Here is a 22,038-nt window from a genome sequence, read left to right as displayed (position 1 = left end):
TTCTTAGATTGATACCTTACGCTTATTTTTACCCGATGAACCAACAACGCCTGATTCTCTCTAGTCCGCTGCTCGAAATTGTTATTAGCCGTCTGGCGCAGCAGTTGATCGAAAACCACCAGGACTTTAGTGACACTGTTCTTTTGGGGATGCAGCCACGGGGGATTTATTTTGCTGAACGTGTCAGCCGCGAAGTCAATCGGGCGCTGGGTCATAACGTACCGCTGGGCTATCTGGATGCTACGTTCTACCGCGATGATTTCCGCCGTCGCGATACGCCACTACGTCCCAATACAACACATGTGCCGTTCATTATTGAAAATAAGCGCGTAATTCTGATCGACGACGTACTGGCAACGGGTCGTATGGTTCGGGCAGCCCTGGATGCTATGACGGCTTTTGGCCGACCGCGCAAAGTTGAGCTGCTGGTGCTGATTGATCGACGGTACAATCGCGACCTGCCTATAAAACCCGATTATACAGGCATGCGGGTGAACACCCTTGAGTCGCAGCAGGTACTGGTTGAATGGACGGAACAAGGTGCCGACGCCGACCGGATCTGGCTCGTTGGATGAGCCATCTGGCTGAAATAGATACGTTCAGACTACCCTGATAAAATTACTCATTTAGTAATCATTTAGCCTAAGTATATATACCTGTTCAGCCGCAGAAAACAGATAATGTTGATGTTTTAATAATTAAGGATTTATTTGTCCGATTTTGAGGGTATATACGTAATTTGGATTGTCGGTTTTTTTGTAATTTAGCCGACCGTAATTACCTAAAATGAGGCCTCTGAATCTACTTCTACTTCTTTTCTTGATAGTTTCTTATCTGGGTACTGAAGCCAGGGCACAAACTGTCTACACTGTTACCGGTTTGGTGACCGATTCCCGAACTGGAGATCCCATCCCATTTGCCAGTGTGGCCCTCGTTGGGCGTCGGAGTGGTACGGTCAGCGATGAGAAAGGCCACTACACACTGACCGTTAAAATTTTAACGGACTCACTGGCTGTCAGCTCACTGGGCTATAAACCTCTTCGTCGGGCGATTGATCCGGAAAGACCGACCCAAGCAGTTGATTTCAAGCTTGAGTCGGCTGGTACCTCCCTACAGGAAGTTACCGTAAAAGCAGGTGAAAATCCCGCGTGGCGCGTGCTCCGTCAAGTTCGGAAAAATAGGACGATCAATGACCGCAAGCGGCTGTCAGCATATGAATACGACAGCTACGTAAAGACGGAAATTGCCCTGAGCCACATAACGGAAAGGATGCGGAAGAATCCCCTGATCAAGCGGATTAATGAGGCCATGAGCAAGCAGGATTCGATCGTGGACGATGAAGGCCACCGGCTGCTTCCGCTGCTGGCTTCTGAGTCGGTATCCCGCTATTATTTCAGAAGCAGCCCCGAGCGAAAACGCGAAGACATTCGTAAAACCCGCATCAAAGGCGTAGCCGTTGACGATGCCGGGCTGAGTTCGCAGTTATTAGGCGGGACAAACCTGGTCAGTCAGAATTTCTACGACAACTACATTCCGATTCTGGGCAAGGATTTTGCGTCACCCATTGGCGATAACTGGAAGAATTGGTACGAATTTTTTCTGGCTGATACCACGCAGATTGGTGATCACGTCTGTTACGAAATTCACTTCGATCCCAAACGGCCTGAAGACCTGGCCTTTATCGGGAAAGCCTGGATCGACACAACGTCTTTTGCGCTGTGCCAGATTGAAACGCGCATTGGCAAGGACGCGAACCTCAATTACGTGCGCGGCCTGACCATTGAACAGGAACTGGAAACAACAATCGATTCCAGTGCCAGCAAGACAGCTTCTGCCGGATGGTTGCCTGTGAGCATCAAACTGACTGCCAACCTAACGGGCGTTGGAAAGCAATCGCTTGGGATGCGGGCGCAGGTAACCCTGCGCAATAGCAACGTAGTAGTCAACCGACCGCATCCAGTACTCTTTTATGAACAGCCCATTGAGCCAAGTGATACGGTCGCCACGACGAACGAAGCCTACTGGCATACGGTGCAAAGTACACTCGCCGGGGCTGATTCCTTGAGTAAAGAGGACCAGAAAAGCCGTGAAATAATTGCAAAATTACGGGCGGTTCCAGCCGTGAAAGTAGCTGAAGCTGTCGGGCAGGTAGCCGTTACGGGTTTTCTTAAAGTAGGGGGGCTTGACATAGGCCCATATCCTTATCTATTCGCCGTGAACAGCGTTGAAGGGTTACGGACCCGGATAGGCTTTCGTACCAACGAGCAGTTTAGTCGTACCCTGGTGTTACGTGGGTATGTTGCTTATGGTACACTGGATGCCCAGTTTAAATACGGAGCCGAAATAGATTATCTATTCTCGCGGCAGCATTGGACCATAGCCGGGGTTCGTATTGCCAATGATCTGGAACGATTGGGGCTGACGCCTGAGTTGATTGGAGGTAACCGGATTTTTTACGCCTTCAGCCGATTTGGGCGCTATCGGGGTGGGTACCAGAGCTATCAGAAAGAAGTTTTCTTTAAAACAGAACCCGTTAAAGGAATTCTCCTGACGGCTATGCTGGGCAGCCGGACATTTGATCCGCTATTTCCATTTCGCTATCGGGTAGACCCCGAATTAGGCGATCAGTCGACACTGCGATCGGAGTATAACGATGCCTACTGGGCCGTTGAAGCTCGGCTGGCCCGTAAAGAAAAATACCTGATGGATGGGAATGAACGGATCACGCTCGGCACAAAACGGGCCCCTGTCCTGACCCTGCGCTATACCCGTGGATCTAAAATGCTGGGGGGCGATTTTAACTACGATCGGTTTACGTTACGAGCGCAGCAAACGTTTCGGCTTGGCCCCCTTGGCCGGACCACCTATCTCTTGTCGGCGGGTTATACACCCTCTACGTTGCCGGCTCCCCTGCTGTTTCCGCACATTGGAAATCCGACTCCGCTGCTAACGACTAATACCTTCAACCGAATGCAGTTTTATGAGTTCGTTAGCGATCGGTTTGTGGCCATTCATGTCCAGCATCGCTTTGAAGGACTATTGTTCAACCGCATACCGGGCATTCGAAAATTCAACTGGCGATTGATCGCCAACGTTGATGCGTTGTGGGGAAGTATGTCGAAGGCCAATGAGGCCGTTGCATCGCGTAAACCCCTGCCGGATGGCGTAAGGCCTATTTATTTTGGGGCGCTTGATGCTAATAAACCTTATATGGAAGTCGGTTACGGGATCGATAATATCTTTAAGTTGATACGTATCCAGGCGATTCACCGGCTAAATTATCTGGATGACGGCCCTAACAACATACCGCTTAACTCATTTGCGTTGAAAGCATCGGCAACTATCAGCTTTTAGCGTCATCACGTAATCATTTGAGGGCACAACGAGTTATTGAACAAATAGCCAGTTACTGCCATGTCTCTTGTTGCCCCTATTACTGTTCAGAAAGTCAACGGCGAAAGCATAGTGGAGTCTCCCGACTTGCTGGCTGTTGAGGAACCGCTGGAAATTCAACTGGGTTTCGGGCCTGTTACCGACCGGCACCAAAGGTCCGTGTCGGTTACGATGCGGACGCCCGGTCATGATGAAGAACTGGGCATGGGCTTTCTGTTCACTGAAGGTATCATTCATCGGCCCTCCGATATCGTTTCGTGTCGACATTGTGTGCAGGATGCGGCCAAAGAGGGGAATGTACTACGGGTTGAATTGCACCCTGACGTAGTGGTGGACTGGACGAGGCTGGAACGTAATACATTCACATCGTCGAGTTGTGGGCTATGTGGCAAAACGACGATTGATGCTGTTATGGCGCTCACGGCTGGCCCAATCCTGTCTGATTTTTCCGTTGAACCTGCCATGCTGCATACGTTGCCCGATCATGTTCGTGAAACGCAACGGGCCTTTGCCTACACCGGAGGTATTCATGCAGCCGCCCTGTTCGATGCTGACGGGAAATTACTACTCGTTCGGGAAGACATTGGGCGCCATAATGCGCTGGATAAGCTCATCGGAGCGGCTTTCTGGCAAAATTGGCTTCCCTTGAGTAATTACGGTGTTTTCCTGAGCGGACGTATCGGTGTGGAACTGGTGCAGAAGAGTTGGCGGGCGGGCGTTTCGATGCTGGCCGCCGTGGGTGCGCCCTCCAGTCTGGCTGTGCAAATGGCGCAGGAGGCCGGCATGACAGTCGCCGGTTTTGTTAGAGATAACCGCTTTAATCTGTACAGCGAGCCCAGCCGGGTACGACTCATGCAATCTGCTTAAGCGGGTGCATTGTGTGGCACAAGTATGGATAACGCACCCGGTTGAATAGCGGCTTTTAACTGGGTGATACGTCCCTGGTATTCGCCATCAACCTGGAAGTAGGCCCGTCGATGCGTTTCGATATGGACAGACGTAGCCGGATGAATTTCAATTTTTTTGGGGTCAAACGGCCGATATTGCCAGAATAACTTTACAATTTCCCAGAACGATAATTGCCGGAAAATAACCACTTCAAACTTCCCGTCGAACGGGTCACCGTCGGGATTGATAACGGCACCGGTGCCATACATGCGGGCATTAGCCAGCACGACCATAAAGGCCGCCCGGTTTATACACTCGTCCCCAACCGTAATGGATACCCGCATCAATCGCCGTTTCTGCAATACGTTCACAACCCCTTTCAGGTAACCCCACTTGCCCCGCAAATTGTATTGTTGGTAATGTTTGACCAGTTGAGCATTCAGGCCAATGTCGCTGAGGTGCAAACAGATGTCGCCGTCGTTTACCGAAATAACGTCCAGTGGCTTAGGCGTTCCGTTCACCAGCACATCTAAACTTTCGTGAACGGCCGAAGGGATACTTAATTCACGGGCCATGCCATTGGCCGAACCGGCTGGTAAAACACCGAGCAGAAGGTTGGTCCCAAGCAATTGAGTAGCCACAATTTTTATAGTGCCATCGCCCCCAACGGCTACCACCCGATCGGGTTTATGCTCGGCAATTTGCTGACGTATCGTTTCCTCGTCGGTTTTGCCATTGAGGTAAAACGTATGGACAGTATGCGGCAAATCGGCAAAGTAGTCATTTATGCCGCCTTCCCAGACGGTTTTGTCGTTTCCACCGGAAACGGGATTAATGGCAAATAAAAAAGTCAACGGCGGAGTGCAGTTAGTGAGCAGTGGTAAGTCAATGGTCAAAGCGACCTTATTTCAATAACTCAAACCGTTTCTAAAGGTTATAAGCAGTGTGTATTGACTGAACGTTATGGAAACTTTGTCCCCGCTGCCCATTCATGAAAAGACCGGAAGCCTGAAAGGCAGGTTGAAAGGTCGTCTTTTGTCGTGGCTGCATCTGACCGAACGGCCTGTGGTAAAGGTATATCGCGGTTTTGGCAATGATCATCAGCTAACGATTCACGGTAGCGTATTCCATCGTAGCGCACTTCCCCGAACAAAATACAGGAGCAACATCTGGGTGAATCTACTTGGCCTGATCCGATTGTTTTTGGTAAAACCCTACCCGCATGTAACCGTTCATGTTTGTGCCAATGATCAGACAGCGCAGGCAAAAACGGATGCTGACGGGTATTTTCGGCTGGAAATTAAGTTACCACAACCACTGCCGCCGGGTTGGCACCGTGTTCAGGTACAGCTTATGCATGAAACGCTGCTTGTCGAGAGCCAGGGGAGTGTACTAGTGCCACATCAAACGGAATTTGCCTGTATTTCAGATATTGACGATACGTTTCTGATCTCTCATTCAGCTACGGTTACCAAACGGCTGACCGTATTGCTAACCCGGAATGCCCATACCCGAAAGCCATTTGAGGGCGTTGTGGCGCACTACCGGCTGCTGGCCGAAGCGAACAGTGGCCCAGCCGCAACCAATCCGTTTTTCTACGTATCGAGCAGCGAATGGAACCTGTATGACTACATTCTGGAATTCTCGGAAAAGAACGGCCTGCCCGAAGGTGTTTATTTTTTAAGCCCGTTAAAACGGCTGAAAGACGTATTGGCAACCGGCCAGAATAAGCACATGACCAAGTTCATGCGGATTGTGCGCATACTGGAGGCTTACCCGAACCAACGATTTATTCTGTTGGGCGATGATACTCAGGAAGACCCCACAATTTATGCATCGATTGTCGAGCACTTTCCCACTCAGATTCGTTGTGTGTATATCCGGCAGGTTCACGGCAAGAATGAGCCTAAAACCCGAGCTAAATTAGCCGGAATTCAGGCGAAAGGCGTACCTTACTGTTACTTTGCTCACAGTGCTGAGGCTCGACAGCACTCGATAGATAATGGCCTAGTCGCTACGTAACGTTACGTGGAGTAAGCTGAAACAGGCTCCGGCTGTTTCTTTCACATCTTTATTTTTTTAAGAACGGCCGGCGCCTGTTTTTGCCTATGTATGGATCAGAACATGCCCCCCGAGGAACTAACTGGTGAACTTGAAGTTGGTAAGCCCTATACCGAAGCCGCGGGTGTTACGGCCATTGTAAAATCGATTGAGCATATTGTAAATGGCACAGACCTGATCCGTGGTCTGAAAGTGTTGGCCGATCTGAACCAGAAAGACGGTTTCGACTGTCCGTCCTGCGCCTGGCCCGACCCCGATGGACCCCGGTCAAAGCTGGGTGAATACTGCGAAAGCGGAGCAAAGGCCGTAGCGGACGAAATCATGGATAAGCACACGGCCTCGCCGGTCCTGTTTCAGCGTTATTCCGTAGCCGAATTGCTCCAGAAAGGCGACCTCTGGTTAGGCCAACAAGGGCGTCTGACGCAGCCCCTCATACTTAAGCCGGGGGCTACGCATTATGAAGCTATTTCGTGGGATGATGCTTTTCGGCTTATTGCTGATCAGTTAAATGCGCTCGACTCGCCCGATGAAGCGATTTTTTATACGTCGGGACGTACCAGTAACGAAGCCGCTTTTCTGTATCAGCTGTTCGTGCGGATGTTTGGCACCAACAACATGCCCGACTGCTCGAATATGTGCCATGAGTCAACCAGTGTGGCCCTGGCGGATTCGCTTGGTCTCGGCAAAGCATCGGTGAAATATGAAGACTACGAGAAGGCCGATGTCATCATGATTATGGGGCAAAATCCCGGCACGAACGCGCCCCGAATGCTTACACCCCTGGAGGAAGCCAAACGAAATGGCGCGAAAATCATAGCCGTGAATCCGCTGCACGAAGCTGGTCTACTGGCCTTCAAATATCCGCAAAGTCCCCGTGATATTTTGTTTGGTGGGCAAAAAATGACAGACGTCTTTCTACAGGTACGTATCAATTCTGATCTCGCTCTGATGAAAGCAATGGCCAAAATCCTGCTCGAAGAAGAAAAAAAAGCGCCTGGCAAAGTTCTGGATCAAGACTTCATTCAGCAATACGCATCGGGCTATGAAGACTACGTAAAGAGTCTCGAGCAGTTTGACCTGAATGAGTTAGCTGCACAGTGCGGACTGACCGTAGCACAGATTCAGGAAGCGGTTGACCTGTTCAAATACACGCCTAAGTTAATCATTTGCTGGGCGATGGGGCTCACACAGCACCGGAACTCCGTAGACAGTATTAACGAAATTGTCAATTTGCTGCTACTGAAAGGGAGCATCGGTATTGAAGGGGGAGGGGCCAGCCCCATTCGTGGCCATAGCAACGTGCAGGGCGACCGAACGATGGGCATTTGGGAAAAGCCGAAACCCGAATTTCTGGACGCGCTCAAACGGGTCTTTAAATTTGAACCACCGCGCGAAAATGGGTATGATACCGTAGCGGCCGTAAAGGCCATGAAAGAGGGTAAAGCCAGGGTATTTTTTGGGCTGGGCGGCAACTTTGCAATGGCCGTTTCGGATACAAACTACACCGCCGACGCTCTGAAAAATTGCGAACTGACCGTTCATGTATCGACCAAACTGAATCGAAGCCACCTCATTCATGGCGAAACCGCACTGATTTTACCCTGCCTCGGTCGTACCGACAAAGATATACAGGCAACTGGTGAGCAGTTTGTTAGCTGCGAAAGCACGACGGGCGTTGTGGCTCAATCGCACGGCGTAGTCGATCCTATTTCGCCCAGCCTGAAAAGCGAAGTAGCCATCATCGGTGAGTTGGCAAAGGCAACCCTGAACGGCAAATCCACAGTTGATTGGGATGCGCTCATTGCCGATTACGACAATATCCGTAATCTCATTGAGCAGGTGGTACCGGGTTTCGACAACTACAATGTGCAAGTGCGGAAGTCAGGCGGCTTTTATATTCCAAATGGACCACGGGTTCGGGAGTTCAAGACTAAGGATGGCAAAGCTCATTTTACAATCAATACGCCAACGCATCATGAGCTACAGCCCGGCGAGTTATTGCTGATGACGGTACGTAGCCACGACCAGTTCAATACAACTATTTATGGCAATGATGACCGCTATCGGGGTATTTACAACGAACGGCGGGTAGTTTTCATGAACGCTGACGATATGGCCAATCTGGGCTTTACGGAGAAACAGGTTGTGGATTTACACAGTGAGTACAATGGTCAAAAGAGAACGGCGCATCGGTTTATAGTCATTCCGTACAACATTCCCCAGGGTTGTACGGCCGCTTATTTCCCCGAAACGAACGTACTAGTCCCCATTGATTCAATTGCCGACAAAAGTCATACGCCTACGTCCAAGTCGATTGTTATTACGGTGACGCCAGCGGAAGCTTTGTAGGCTATGATTTTGGATGTCCACGAAAGGTTTTTTTGGTAATCATAGAAAAATACATGTAAAGCCTACATCTCGTGGTTGCCGGAAAGGTGTACTATTTTATCAATAGTCGTATAACTACACCTATGTAAAGAAATTATTTGTAGAAAGAGAAAAGCCTGAGTATTAAGCTCAGGCTTGGAAAGATGATATAATTAATGCTAACCTATTATTGACGTAAAGTCTGGTTTACTTTAAACATATATCGCTCTAACAGAAAATCACGAGTTTGTTGATACGAAGGATTAGCTTGTTTTTGTTCATCTAAAGCTTTCAACAGTTGTTCTTTCGTTGCTTGCAACGATAAAGTATAGACCACGAACGAACCCAATGAAGTGGACACAAAATCACAATTATAGTACTGATTACGATTTGCTTTAATCAGTAAGTCTTGAGTCGTTAAAATGAGTTGCCCATTCATTAACTTGAAAGTTCCCCGCTCCAATGTGGTCAAGACGGTAGTCGAGGAGACGGTCGAGTCGAGTGAACGCTTGATATACGAGCCATCAATATTGAAAGTATAAGAAGCTGCTTTAAAGTTATCGAACAACGATAATTGAACATTTGTAAGTGGCTTACTTCCTTCACCCCCTGATTCAAAGGCGAGTCCGCTGGCCGTCCATGTACCGTAAATATCATGAGTAGTAGCTGGTCGCGCGGTATTCTCTTCCTTTCCTTTGCAGCCTATTAGCCAGAATAGCATTGCCAAATTGACGTAGACAACCAGGAAGCTGCTCGGACGTCGATATAGATTTTTCGTCATTTTCTTATTTTGTTTATTATAATATTGCTCGAATTTAAGAACCCAAAATCAAGTGCAGGAATATAATCAATGCCTTGAAGCAGGAGCTATTTCAACCGGAAATTTACGCCAATACTGACCTGCCATCGGTTAAAATCGTCCGGTGGTGTTAGATAGTAGCCATCATTCGAATTGCTTGACCAGCTTCGGCCAGTCATTGCTTCCACTGTCCATCGCTTACCGACTCGATAGTGAGCACCTAGTCCTACTTCCGTTTGCCAAGTATACCCCCTGCCAGGAGGGGCATCTGATCTCATTCGAAGCGTGCTTTGACCGTAGGAAGCCCCTATATGGCCAAACATAGCTAAGCGTTTACCTCGGAGAAAATAATAGCGGGTTGAGAGACCACCCCCTTTTAATCGATAGTCAGGCTTATCAACTGTCTGAGGATAAATATTACTGACCAGATAGCGAGCTTCAGCCGCAATGGACCAACCGTCCGTAATAAAGTATTGAATACGAGGTGAAACATATGTTGTAGTTGGATAAGTACCCCGGTAGCCCTGCCCAACATTAACCCCTACATTGATATGTCCTTTTCCTAATAAATCCTGTTGCTTGTCATCGCTCACAGTTTGGGTTTTCCCCACTAAAGGACTCACCAGGCAAAAAAGTAATAAATACCGTTTCATAGTATACACAGTTTGTTTGCTGTAGAGAGGCTTTCAGGATGGGTATAGTTGTAAACTAATTAAATCATTAAGGTTTATTAACATCTAATAGCCGACTAAGACCTGTTGTATAAGTGGCATTATGTTAACCAATTCTCTTAATAGCTTAATAAGCATATCAATTTATCATGAAATTTTGGGGAAATTTTTTAAGGAAATTTTTAATAATTCTAGGGGTTAGCTTTGGATTTCTTTTAGCTGGATCTATGATATACTTTGCATCTCAAGTAAGTGCGACATATCCTCCATTGAGGGAGTACCCAATAGATATGACATTAAATGGATTTAAATATAAAATCCGTTTATTATCAGCCGACAAAAATTTGAGCATACTTAGAGAGGATAAAACTGGAGATGGAGAAGTTGGGTACCGTTATTATAGGACTGTCCAGTTAAAGATTGATAGCGCAGAATATAGATTTGATTTTAGTTATGAATTGGAAAAACAATATGGAGAAACCAAACCGTTTATAAGCCTTATGCTTATTGGAGCCTATGATCTTTCTAGGAATATTGGTGGATCTCGTGCAAATGATAAGGGGGTTAGGCAATGTGTAGACGTATTTGAAAAGAACATTCTGACGAAACTTATCCTGACGAAAAATGAAAACAGCCTACCTAAAAATTAAACTACCATCAGCTATTCGAACGACATTTGTTATGTAGTTTGCTTTATGTTAATCTACTAAATGAGTTATAAAGCTGTATTGCTGAAAATCAGTTAATTACTTCGTTGCTACATAAAAAAAATCCAGACTTCCGGCTGGGTCGTTGCTTACTACGTAGTCAGTATAGTTGATTTCAGCGGCAAGGCCGTCTGCCTGCAATAACCGGTTGCGGTTCAGGCGGTTCATCAGATCGTAGGGAACTTGCAGCAGTCGACGGGGCAAGCGATATTGCAGATTGAAAATATCAAACCGGGTTAGTTTCTTAACCGATTCCTTATTCTGCTCATAATACGTCATTACCTTCTTATTGCCATGAATCCCCTTCGTATCAACAGCTGAAAAATACTTGGCCATCAACGATTTAAGCCCGTCGGCGTAGTACTCCCGTACATGCCAGGGATTACGGGTGAGCGAGAACGTTTTATTGACGGTTGTCAGCAGGAGTTTACCACCCGGCTTGAGCACCCGATGGGCTTCCTTGATAAATAAATCGTCGTTTTCAATGTGTTCGATCACCTGAAACGTTACGATAAAATCGAATGTATTATCAGCGAGACCCGCCAGTGGAGGAATGTTGGCGGCAATGAACGTAGCGTTCGGATACTCAGCACTAAGCGCCGAGATCAGCTCCTGATTTTTGTCGATGCCCGTATACTGTCTGGCGGCTTTGTTGAGCAGTTCGAGGCCCCGGCCCCAACCGCAACCGATTTCGAGGACGTTGCCGCTCACCAGGTTGGCCGCTTCGACGTAAGGAAACAAAAGCCGTTGGTGAACGGGGTTATCAGACGCGATTTCGGCGGAAGTAATTTCAGTGGTTTTATACATGCGTTTGCAATTCGTGCCGTAAAATTAGTCTATTTGTATAAGTAAAGAAAAATGAACGGCTCTGGTAACCCGAATGGTATCATTTTTTCGTTATTAGTAAGCAACCTGCAAAAATGTCTTTGTGGGCTGTTAAAATTGACTTTAACCAGGCTGTAGCTATGCTGGTTGGGATCAGTTTAGGTTGATCAACTTCACTGTTGTTTATGCGTATTCTATCTGCTTTGCTCTTTATTGCCCTCGTATCAGGCTGCTCAACGACCAAAAAAACGCAGCAGGCCAAAATCAATGCGGACTACGATGCCCGCACCAAAGGGCTTAACAATCAGGCTAGTCAGTCGGCCTCTCGCCCAGCCGATAGTCAACGGGCTGAACCTCAACGAAACGACCGTCCGAGCAATATTACACCCGTCGAGTCGCGTCCGGCTGTCGCGCAAACACCGCCACCCGTTAAGGTTGCCACAGATGGCCCCGCGCTGGGCACGAGCACGAGCCTGTCAACTAAAACGACAGGAGAATGGGTCGTTACGTCTATCAAAGGGAAATTTCTGGCGAATGACTCCACCAGTGTTCGGGTTTATATGGACTTAACAGCCAAAACACCTACGGGTGCCCCTGTGCTGAACCCAACCGATTTTTCGGAACACTTTCTGATTGCCTATGTCATGTATCCTGACTACAACAACCGCGAACGGTTGGGTTATGGCACGGTGCCACTTAATGCTCAGACGGTTGGGCAGGAAGGTGATCACCTTACACTGACGTTTGATATAAAACGCCCAAAAGACGCTGTCAACGCGGTTTTGCTTACCGAAATTACGGAAACAAGTAACGGCACGAAGGCACGAAATGATTTGTCGTTACGGTTCCGAGCGCCCAGATTGAGCGACCGATTCAGCTTATTTGATAAGACTGGTCAAAAGCCACAACTACGTAGCTACGTAAATGCGGGCGATACGGTTATTATCCGGGATGTCAGCGGGACAAGTAAATCGCTTTATGGGGTTCGCTACCGGCATGATTTCGATGCAGCTTCGTCGCCCATGAATACATCGCCCCGGCCAGCGTCTAAATCGCTTAATGTTGATTCGACACTCACGATCACCACGAATCAACCGTTTGTGCTGCCTCGCGAAGGGTTGTATTATTTTGTGGAAGACACGACCGATGCATCCGGCATTGGCTTAGTGGTTGCCGACAAACGATTCCCAAAACTGACTCGCCCCGAAAAGCTCATCAAACCGGTACTGTATATGAGTACCAGCACCGAAATTGGCGAACTGAATCAGGCACAGGACGTCAAAAAAGCTTTTGATCGGTACTGGTTAAGCCTGATGTCGGGCAATGAAGAAGTAGCCCGGAAAACACTGAAAGCCTACTTCGATCGGGTTGAAGAAGCCAATCGCCTGTTTACCACTTATAAAGAGGGATGGAAGACCGACAAAGGCATGATCTATATCGTACTCGGTGCGCCAGATCGGGTGCAACGGAACCGGGAACGCGAAGTGTGGGTTTATAATCGCCGGGCTAATGTCTCGGAGGTTAATTTTACATTTACGAAGAAACCGAATCAATTTGTCGAGGATCACTACGAACTGGTGCGCTACATAGAATATCAGCCGATTTGGTACCCGATTGTCGAAGCATGGAGAACCGGCGCAATCCGCGAGTAAATCGCCCGAATAAAACGAATCATTCTCGACCCGGTGGGTCAAGACCGCAATTTCGTCCGCAACCCGACGAAATGGTATTTGGTATTCAATCCGTTATCGAGACGCTCAAGTCCGATCAGCAGATCGATAAGCTATATATGGAACGGGAGTTGAGCAATCCCGATATTCAGAATCTGGCTTTTCAGAACCGTGTCACCATTCAGCGTGTGCCGGTCGGAAAACTGGATCGGCTAACCCGCAAAAATCACCAGGGCGTGGTTTGTCTGGTCGCTCAGGTTCAATACGTTAAACTGTCCAACGTCATCGCCGACGTATTTGAGCGGGGCGAGGCACCTTTTTTCCTGCTTCTCGACCGCATTACTGATGTTCGGAACTTTGGCGCTATTGCCCGCACCGCCGAATGTACGGGCGTACAATGCATCGTAATTCCGGGGCGGGGTGCTGCCGCTATCAACTCCGATGCCATGAAAACATCGTCGGGTGCGCTGAACCATATCTCGGTTTGCCGTGAAGCTGAACTCACCGAAACCGTGAAATACCTGCAGGAGTCGGGTATTACGGTGGTAGCCTGTACGGAGAAATCCAGCCGTGACCTCTACGAACGTAGCACCAACTTAACTGGACCGCTGGCCATTATTATGGGCTCGGAAGAAGACGGTATCTCGCCTGAACTGCTCAGAATGGTGGATACGCACGTTAAAATTCCGCTGCTGGGTGCCGTAGGTTCACTAAACGTATCGGTTGCCACAGGCGTCGTGCTTTATGAAGCGGTGAGACAACGTACTGTTGCAGCAAATGCTGTATAGTCTCCGAAGACATTTACAAAGCAAAAAGACCGACTGTTGATCAGTCGGTCTTTTTGCTTTGTAAATGCTTTTGGAAAGCTACGAAACCATAAGCTACAATTTAACTGCCAATTAGCCTACGACTTCGCGGCTTCCCAGCCACATTACACAAGCCTACGACAACTGCAAGTCGTCAATGACTCGCTGTACTTTCGCTTTTAGTTGCGCATACGTATCGTCGAATGCTTCTTTGCTGGCCAGTGGTTCGCGAACACTGACGTAGAATTTAATCTTGGGTTCCGTACCCGATGGCCGCGCCGAAATTTTGGTGCCGTCGGCCGTAAAGAATTGTAGCACGTTCGATGACTCGATTCCCATTTTGCCCGCTTCAATGGCTGTTGTCGTGCCTGCCTGAACGTCCAGACGTGTTAGTGCTTTGTAATCATCCATCCGAACTACGGCTGATCCAGCGATTTCTTTAGGCGGATTTGCCCGAAAATCAGCCATCATCTGTTGAATTTCTTCGGCTCCCGTTTTACCTTTTTTCGTTAGCGATACGAGCGATTCGTAGTAGAAACCGTTTTCCTGATACATGGCCATCAGCAGATCGAACAGACTCTGGCCTTTATCTTTGGCGTAGGCGGTTAATTCGGCAATCATAGCGCAGGAGGCAATGGCGTCTTTATCGCGCACAAAATCACCGATGAGATAACCGTAGCTTTCTTCGCCACCAGCAATAAATTTCTCTTTGCCTTCCAGTTCACGAATTACTTCGGCAATGTATTTGAAGCCCGTCAACGTATTGTAGCAGGCTACCCCGTAGCGACTGCACATTTCGTCGATCAGGTCGGTTGTCACGATGGTTTTTGCGACGAACTCCTTTCCGGTCAGTTTTCCGGCATCTTTCCAGGCATTGAGCAGGTAATAGATGATGAGGCTAGCCATCTGGTTACCGTTCAGCAGCTCAAATTCGCCGTGGTGATTGCGGGCACCTGCGCCCACGCGGTCAGCGTCGGGATCGGTAGCCATAATCAGGTCGGCGTCAATTGAATTGGCCAAATCGAGCGCTAGCTGCATCGCTGCCCGTTCTTCCGGGTTCGGCGATTTTACGGTTGGAAAATTGCCGTCGGGGGTAGCCTGCTGCTCAACAATATGAACGTTGTTGAAGCCCAGCGCATCGAGTACACGCGGTACCAGCGTAATGCCCGTTCCGTGAATAGGCGTGTACACGATGTTCAGATTCGCCTGCCGCTTAATAACGTCTGGATTAACAGCGTTGGACTTAACTCGCTCCACATAAGGCGCGTCAATGATTTCATCAATCAGTTGAATTTTCTCCGGAACACCTTCAAACTTAATATCATCGACCGACGTAATCTTGTTCACCTCGCCAATAATGGCTTTGTCATGCGGAGCGACTACCTGACCGCCATCGTTCCAATAAACTTTATAGCCGTTATATTCGGGTGGATTGTGAGAAGCCGTTACAACAATACCACTCTGGCAACCCAATTGCCGAATCGCAAACGAAAGTTCGGGCGTTGGACGCAGACTGCTGAACAAGTATACTTTGATGCCATTCGCCGAAAAAATATCGGCGACTAATCGGGCAAATTCAGGACTCATCCGGCGACTATCGTGGGCAATGGCTACGCTGATATCTACACCCGGAAAGGCCGCATTAATATAATTAGAGAGTCCCTGCGTAGCCGCTCCGACGGTATAACGGTTCATACGGTTGGAACCCACGCCCAGAATACCGCGCAGTCCGCCGGTGCCAAACTCAAGATCACGATAAAACGAGTCGGTCAGTTCGGAGGTGTTGCCGGAATCAATCAGGTGCTGGATAGATTCTTTGGAAGCGCTATCGTAGTTTCCAGCGAGCCACTGGTCAACGCGTTGCTGAGTAGAAGGATCAAGGGTCGTTGTCATGCTTGTCTAAACTAACTGTTATTAATTACAGGATGAATGTATTCGGTTTATGTTAAAAAAAGAACATTATTTTCGGGAATATGTCAAAAGCATTTAGGCGTGGCTAACTGCCAGTTAAGAAAGATTTAGTGGAAGCCCTGCTTTTCTATCGCTGTTTCAAATAGGCACGTAGCCTTACTATTAAACAGGAGTGGAAAGCTAAAGACGCTGAAAATTTCGGGTATTGTGGATGAAAACATTAATCCGTCAAAATTACACGTAGCCGGTTGTCTGCCAAACCTACACGATAAATTCTGACTATGTATTTTTAAAATACATGTCCGGGCTTCGGGAACGTATCAAGCCCGCCAGTTATCGCGCGCTATGAATGCTCTTGTATATACAGGGCCTTGCAGCTCATGTTAAACAGGAGTTTCACTGGAAGCCGGGTATGGTTTCTGATGGCGTAAAAAACGAACCTTGGTTTGGCTTTCAGCGAAAATTCAGTTCAAATAAAAATCCCCAACGTAGCGGTTGGGGATAAAGGTGTTGATGGATGGTGCCTCTGGCATTACGTCAAAATCGGCTCCAGCGCGGCCCGGTTTTCATTAAGCCAGGCATGAATGTCGGTCACGATTTCGCGAATGCCGAGTTCCGGTTTCCAGCCGGTTAGCTTCGTTACGTTCGTATTGTCTGTAATATAAAGCCGGATATCTGCGGCCCTATTTTCAGCGACCTCCTTAATTGGAATTGTTTTTCCTGTCACTTCCTGGCAGATTTTAGTCAGTTCCTGCAAGGATGCGCTGCTTTCATTGCTACCGCCTGCGTTCAGAATCTGGCCGTTTACGGCATCTAAATGATGCAATTCCCAGTCGATGAGCCGGTAAAGGTCGGCAATATGAAGCATGTCGCGGGTTTGCTTGCCCGTGCCGCCGTAACCTATATAGGCGAGTTGCTGTTCAAAATAATGCTTGGCAATCCAGAGCACCATCACCCCCTGATCTACTTTTCCCATTTGCCAGGGACCCGTAATGACACCACAGCGATTGATGACCGTTTTCAGGCCGTAGAACTCATTGTACTCCTGAATCAATAGTTCCGACGCCAGTTTCGTAGTGCCATAGAGCGATCGAGGGCCATCAAGGGGAAAGTTCTCGGCTATACCCCGCGACGATACGCCTGGAACGGGTTGATCATCGGTTAAGACAAACCGTGTATCGGCCTCCTCGAAATTAAGTGTTTCAATGGTTTTGATTGGGTAAACGCGGCTCGTCGACAGGAAAATAAAATTAGCTTTATGCTTTAGCGCATAGTTGAGGCAATTGACCGTACCAAATAGATTGGTGTTGATCAGATAGTCCGGCGTACCATCAAGCCCTGCCAGTACCGATGGCTCGGCTGAGGCTTCTATCACCGTATCAACGGCAGGGAGTGCATCGAAGTCTTCTTTATTGCGAATATCGCCGTGCAGAAATTCAATGCCCGCAGCTTTCAGGCGGGCCAGGCTTAGTTCGGAACCACGCCGTTTGAGATTATCCAGCGCAAAAATCTGGTAGTTAGGGTAATTCTGTTTCAGGGATATGGCTAACGAAGCGCCAACGAATCCGGCTCCGCCGGTGATAAGTAGTTTCATAGGGAATGATGACCGGGTCGCCGGAGCGATGATGAATGATAGATGATGAATCACTAGGGGCGCAAGTCATTTATAATTCATCATTCATAATTAAGTTGTAATGCGTTTTAACTGGACGTTTTCGACCGGACGAATGACCAACGGTACTTTCTCGACCTTAACGGAACTACTGTCCAGGCCGAACCAGCGGTCTTCAGGAGTGGTAAATCCTTTGATCGTAAAGTATAGATTCATGATAAAGCGCTCACGGGCTGGTAATTCGTTTTCGAACGACAGGAATTTTTCCAGAACCACAAACCGGAAATCACCAATTACGTTTTGTCGGCTTAGCGATTCGTAACGACTTGTGATATCCACTTCTTTGTTTTTTACCATGTCTTCGATCACCTTGCGGAAGAACAGGTTGATACGTTGCTCAACCCGAAACCCGAGTTTAAACGTCACCTTGTAGGCATCGTCGGGCGCAATCGTATTTACTTTATATTCCATCGTATAGGGGTCGTCGGTGGTATCGACGTGAACGAACCAATAGATATCAGCGCGTTTTGGGCGTTTCTGGAAGATCGAATAAATGATTTTCGACTCAATTTCCGACTGCCGGGCTGCATTGCTCATGAACACGATGTGGGTCGCGTATTTTGGAATACTAATATCACGGCTGAGTTCCTTAATCGCCTGAGTGTACTGGTCAATCCGGACGTACTCTGTCAAGCGCAGTTTGATCTGGAACGCCTGTAACCAGATGTACATGACCCCCGCAATGGTTGCGCCAATCAACACCGATACCCAACCACCATGCGGGAATTTGATAAGATTTGCTACCAGGAAAGATCCCTCAATGCCGAGGTAAACGGTAAGGAAAAGGACGACCCACCAGGCTTGATACTTGTGCGTATAGAGGTAATAGGACATCAGCAACGTAGTCATCAGCATGGTCAGCGTAATGGCCAGACCATAGGCCGCTTCCATATTCGATGACTCACGGAAATAGAGTACTACGCCCACACAACCTGCCCAAAGTAGCATATTTACACTTGGCACGTAGAGCTGACCTTTCTGAACGCTCGGATAACGTAGCTGTACTTTAGGCCAGAAATTAAGTCGAATCGCTTCACTGATAAGCGTAAAAGAGCCACTGATGAGGGCCTGGCTGGCAATGACCGTAGCGGCCGTAGCGATAACGATGCCAACGGTCAGGAACCAGGGCGGCATAATCTCATAAAAGGGAATCCGGTCTTTCAGCGTCTGCCCCTGCATGCTCACCAGCCACGCACCCTGCCCGAAATAGTTGAGGATCAGACAGGATTTGACAAACACCCAGCTCACCCGAATGTTGGCCCGGCCACAGTGCCCCATATCGGAATACAGGGCTTCGGCACCTGTTGTACACAGGAATACGGAACCCAGCAGCCAGAAACCACCCGGATATTCGGACAGGAGCCACCAGGCGTAGTAGGGGTTGATAGCCGCAAGAATGCCCGGTGCATGAGCAATCTGAATGGCGCCAAGGGTACCCAGCATCACGAACCAGACGAGCATGATAGGACCAAATGCGGTGCCTACCACATTCGTCCCAAAGGCTTGAATCAGAAACAGAATCGTTAGAATTGCGATAACTATCTCGATAATCTGTACATGGGTAATCGCTGGATAGAGCAGACGCAATCCTTCGACTGCCGACGACACCGAAATGGGTGGGGTAATAATACCATCAGCCAGCAAGGCTGATCCTCCAATAATAGCTGGTAGCGTGAGCCAGCGGGCATGACGTCTTACCAGTGCGTAGAGGGCAAAAATGCCGCCTTCCCCCCGGTTATCGGCCCGTAAAATCAGGATAACGTACTTAACCGTGGTTTGCAGGGTAAGCGTCCATAATACGCAGGAAAGTGCTCCCCGAATAACGTCGGCCCGGATTATATTTTCAGGTCCGATAATGGCTCGGAGTGTATACAGGGGCGATGTACCAATGTCACCGTAGATGATACCCATAGCCACCAGCAATCCAGCGGCCGAAACGGCATCTATATGTTTCTTGTCTTCCATAAAATAGGCTTTCGCCTTATTGGTACGAGCTGGTCAAAACGGGGCAAAGATAACCGATGTTTAGATTCATTAACGTTGCTTTAATTTAAAGTTGACGATTGCCATTGGACTCAAAAATTGTACTGGCCTGGAAAACCAGATTATTGTATCTATCGTATGTATTGGCATCAGACGTGGAGGCATAGATATTTCTCCTACGGCTAAGGGTTTTGTTTAATTAGGTGTGTTTGGTAGATGGCCCGTTTATTTAACGGGCCATCTCTTATTATGTCCCAATCCTGAAACGTATAATGTTAGTGAATAATCACGCATTACTTCTGGCTATTGTGAATAAGCGCTATATAAAAACGAATTGACATCAGATAATCTTTTACGTGAATACGCTCATTTGTGCCATGAACGCCCTGTGTTTCGGTAACATTTAAGGGTATGGGTGAAAACCGATACATAGCGGTCGGCAGCATCAGAGTGTGATCAGTAAAGGGTAGGAATCTGTATGGCTTTAGCTAATCGCTGAATTGCTGAGTCGGGGACCACGATTGGCGCGGCTGGTGGCATGTTGTCAATTGATGAGAGGTTAGCTGAAATGTATTGACAAGCAACCCAGTAACCAACAGGATAACTTATAGAGCCGTGACTCATAAAAAAAGAGCGCATAGAGAGTAGGTCAGAATATGTAGTAAATAAACGTATCGTTTTGCAGATATGCCTGACTAAGATTGTCAAAAATGCTATTATTTCATATAAAATAAAATTTTATTTGGATAAAATAACTTATAACAATATTAAATATGGAATTTTTACTTTGAATAAATAATAATACTGAAATTTGTTAAAAATAATATAAGCTTTACTCCACTGCTCATTATTGAGCTAACTATTGCGAATTGCTCCACAAGGGGGCTTTGTAGACACCGACTTGTGGCTACAGGCGAAGAGCTCTGTTTTACCATAAACTTCGCCGAAAACTACTTCCGGTTACCGGAACTGAGTGGCATCGGCTGACCATCAGGCCATCTCGTATACGTTCATCGTTGGTAATTTCTGCCATATGGCGGTTGAAGAATGGTTCGATAATTCGATTGAATCTCATGATCGTCTCCGTTCTGCGCCCCGCTTCTGAGTTTATGAGCGGGGGAAGTGTTTTGAGAGCTGAACGATACAAAGGTTTAGCCCATCTGCGCAGCCTCTTTGCGTAGTTGAATATTTTTTTAGTTTTTTGAAAAAAAAGATCCTTTCACATCATGCCTGCTAACCGGAATGCCCTGATTCGTTACCGGGCTATTGATAATTGCCTGACAAATAAGTTTCGCCGGTGGACGCTCGAAGCGCTCATGGAAGCTGTTTCGGAAACATTGTATGAATATGAAGGCATGGGTAAAGGCATCAGCCGACGAACGATTCAGGCCGATTTGCAGATGATGCGCAGTGATAAGCTGGGGTATAATGCACCCATCATTGTGCTCGAAAAAAAGTACTATACCTACGAAGACCCCGCCTACAGCATCACACAAATTCCATTGACCGGGCAGGATTTAGGACGTATCAGTGAGGCTGTTGAGGTCCTCAAACAGTTCAAAGGATTTTCTCATTTTGAACAGCTAAGTGGCGTCGTCCAGAAACTCGAAGCGCATGTATATTCTGCAGCAATGAATCAGCGGACGGTAATCGATTTTGAGAAAAATGACAACCTAAAAGGGCTTACCTTTCTGGATGGTCTGTACCAGTCGATTATTCAGAAGAGGCCCATTTGTATTATGTATCAATCGTTTAAAGCCAGATTGCCCAATCGATTCGGCTTCCATGTCTGGTGGCTGAAAGAGTTTAAAAATCGCTGGTTTGCGGTCGGCGTTCGGGAGAATCAGACGGAGGTGTACCATCTGGCATTGGACCGTATTCTGAGTATTGAGTCGGCTATTGAGATCCCCTATCGAGATAATCCTGGTCTGGCTGCCGATACGTATTATCACGACGTTATTGGTGTGACTGTCAACCCGCGAACGCGCCCTAGCCGGGTTCTTGTCTGGGTAGCTGCCGAACATGCGCCCTATGTTGAAACCAAACCGCTCCATCATTCGCAGCAAGTTACCGAACGGCGGGTGGATGGTATTGTGATTCAACTAACCGTTCAGCTAAATTTTGAGCTGGAACGCGAAATTCTGGGCTTTGCCGATGGCATGATGGTACTGTCGCCCCCGGCGTTACAAAAAAGAATCTGGCAAAAACTCAGAAACGGGCTAGCGAAGTATGAAGTGGATATACCCGATGAGCCGCCTGTTTAGACGTGCAGCCGTTGACCAACA

Annotated in this window: 17 protein-coding genes; 9 read left to right on the top strand and 8 right to left on the bottom strand. The window is 47.8% G+C overall.

The features are described 5' to 3' along the window. The first annotated feature begins 35 nt into the window (after positions 1 to 35). From pyrR to fdhD, 3 genes are all read left to right on the top strand, one after another. Complete coding sequence (gene pyrR, locus ACYVEA_RS04535; RefSeq protein WP_461112145.1) at positions 36 to 575, top strand: bifunctional pyr operon transcriptional regulator/uracil phosphoribosyltransferase PyrR; 540 nt, start codon at positions 36 to 38, stop codon at positions 573 to 575. Between the two features lie 244 nt (positions 576 to 819). Next, positions 820 to 3,354, top strand: a complete 2,535-nt coding sequence (locus tag ACYVEA_RS04530) for a DUF5686 and carboxypeptidase-like regulatory domain-containing protein (RefSeq protein ID WP_461112144.1) — start codon at positions 820 to 822, stop codon at positions 3,352 to 3,354. A 60-nt stretch (positions 3,355 to 3,414) separates the two neighbouring features. Further along, entirely contained in the window at positions 3,415 to 4,260 is an 846-nt protein-coding gene (gene fdhD / locus ACYVEA_RS04525) for a formate dehydrogenase accessory sulfurtransferase FdhD (protein WP_461112143.1), read from the top strand. Here the strand turns inward: fdhD and ACYVEA_RS04520 are convergent. Further along, positions 4,257 to 5,135 (bottom strand): diacylglycerol/lipid kinase family protein, encoded by an 879-nt coding sequence (locus ACYVEA_RS04520; protein ID WP_461112142.1) that lies wholly within the window; start codon positions 5,133 to 5,135, stop codon positions 4,257 to 4,259. The two genes, fdhD and ACYVEA_RS04520, sit on opposite strands and share 4 nt — an antisense overlap. Positions 5,136 to 5,244: 109 nt before the next feature. Here ACYVEA_RS04520 and ACYVEA_RS04515 point away from each other — a divergent pair, with 109 nt between their 5' ends. Both ACYVEA_RS04515 and ACYVEA_RS04510 read left to right on the top strand, forming a co-directional pair. After that, positions 5,245 to 6,303: an App1 family protein gene (locus ACYVEA_RS04515; RefSeq protein WP_461112141.1), complete on the top strand. Its 1,059-nt coding sequence runs from the start codon at positions 5,245 to 5,247 to the stop codon at positions 6,301 to 6,303. Between the two features lie 90 nt (positions 6,304 to 6,393). Then, positions 6,394 to 8,691 (top strand): FdhF/YdeP family oxidoreductase, encoded by a 2,298-nt coding sequence (locus ACYVEA_RS04510; RefSeq protein ID WP_461112140.1) that lies wholly within the window; start codon positions 6,394 to 6,396, stop codon positions 8,689 to 8,691. Between the two features lie 205 nt (positions 8,692 to 8,896). Here the strand turns inward: ACYVEA_RS04510 and ACYVEA_RS04505 are convergent, their stop codons facing one another. Both ACYVEA_RS04505 and ACYVEA_RS04500 read right to left on the bottom strand, forming a co-directional pair. Then, positions 8,897 to 9,490 (bottom strand): DUF5004 domain-containing protein, encoded by a 594-nt coding sequence (locus tag ACYVEA_RS04505; RefSeq protein WP_461112139.1) that lies wholly within the window; start codon positions 9,488 to 9,490, stop codon positions 8,897 to 8,899. A gap of 86 nt (positions 9,491 to 9,576) precedes the next feature. After that, positions 9,577 to 10,161: an outer membrane beta-barrel protein gene (locus ACYVEA_RS04500; RefSeq protein WP_461112138.1), complete on the bottom strand. Its 585-nt coding sequence runs from the start codon at positions 10,159 to 10,161 to the stop codon at positions 9,577 to 9,579. Between the two features lie 167 nt (positions 10,162 to 10,328). On the opposite strand from ACYVEA_RS04500, the gene ACYVEA_RS04495 reads away from it, so the two are divergent. After that, the gene (locus ACYVEA_RS04495) at positions 10,329 to 10,829 is read left to right on the top strand and encodes a hypothetical protein (RefSeq protein WP_461112137.1); all 501 of its coding nucleotides are present in this window, start codon (positions 10,329 to 10,331) and stop codon (positions 10,827 to 10,829) included. Between the two features lie 96 nt (positions 10,830 to 10,925). Here ACYVEA_RS04495 and ACYVEA_RS04490 read toward each other — a convergent pair whose 3' ends face one another. After that, positions 10,926 to 11,693 (bottom strand): class I SAM-dependent methyltransferase, encoded by a 768-nt coding sequence (locus ACYVEA_RS04490; protein WP_461112136.1) that lies wholly within the window; start codon positions 11,691 to 11,693, stop codon positions 10,926 to 10,928. 203 nt (positions 11,694 to 11,896) lie between these two features. Between ACYVEA_RS04490 and ACYVEA_RS04485 the strand changes: the two genes are divergently transcribed. Both ACYVEA_RS04485 and rlmB read left to right on the top strand, forming a co-directional pair. Further along, a complete protein-coding gene (locus ACYVEA_RS04485) occupies positions 11,897 to 13,363 on the top strand; it encodes a GWxTD domain-containing protein (protein WP_461112135.1) in 1,467 nt (488 codons plus the stop codon). Continuing rightward, positions 13,336 to 14,169 carry a 23S rRNA (guanosine(2251)-2'-O)-methyltransferase RlmB gene (gene rlmB / locus ACYVEA_RS04480; protein ID WP_461112134.1) on the top strand — a complete coding sequence of 278 codons (834 nt, stop codon included), beginning with the start codon at positions 13,336 to 13,338 and terminating at the stop codon, positions 14,167 to 14,169. The genes ACYVEA_RS04485 and rlmB overlap by 28 nt, the downstream gene beginning before the upstream one ends. 153 nt (positions 14,170 to 14,322) lie before the next feature. Here the strand turns inward: rlmB and ACYVEA_RS04475 are convergent, their stop codons facing one another. From ACYVEA_RS04475 to ACYVEA_RS04460, 4 genes are all read right to left on the bottom strand, one after another. Next, positions 14,323 to 16,080 (bottom strand): phospho-sugar mutase, encoded by a 1,758-nt coding sequence (locus ACYVEA_RS04475; protein WP_461112133.1) that lies wholly within the window; start codon positions 16,078 to 16,080, stop codon positions 14,323 to 14,325. 550 nt (positions 16,081 to 16,630) lie between these two features. Then, complete coding sequence (locus ACYVEA_RS04470; RefSeq protein ID WP_461112132.1) at positions 16,631 to 17,692, bottom strand: NAD-dependent epimerase/dehydratase family protein; 1,062 nt, start codon at positions 17,690 to 17,692, stop codon at positions 16,631 to 16,633. Between the two features lie 90 nt (positions 17,693 to 17,782). Continuing rightward, on the bottom strand, positions 17,783 to 19,735 hold the full coding sequence (locus tag ACYVEA_RS04465) for a KUP/HAK/KT family potassium transporter (protein ID WP_461112131.1): 1,953 nt from the start codon (positions 19,733 to 19,735) through the stop codon (positions 17,783 to 17,785). A gap of 946 nt (positions 19,736 to 20,681) precedes the next feature. Then, positions 20,682 to 20,828 (bottom strand): hypothetical protein, encoded by a 147-nt coding sequence (locus ACYVEA_RS04460; protein WP_461112130.1) that lies wholly within the window; start codon positions 20,826 to 20,828, stop codon positions 20,682 to 20,684. Positions 20,829 to 20,979: 151 nt separating this feature from the next. Between ACYVEA_RS04460 and ACYVEA_RS04455 the strand changes: the two genes are divergently transcribed. Further along, positions 20,980 to 22,017 (top strand): helix-turn-helix transcriptional regulator, encoded by a 1,038-nt coding sequence (locus tag ACYVEA_RS04455; protein ID WP_461112128.1) that lies wholly within the window; start codon positions 20,980 to 20,982, stop codon positions 22,015 to 22,017. Positions 22,018 to 22,038 lie beyond the last annotated feature (21 nt).

The sequence above is a fragment of the Spirosoma jeollabukense genome (assembly GCF_054777855.1).
The sequence above is the reverse complement of the archived record's forward strand: the minus strand, read 5'-3'. Positions and strand labels throughout refer to the sequence as shown.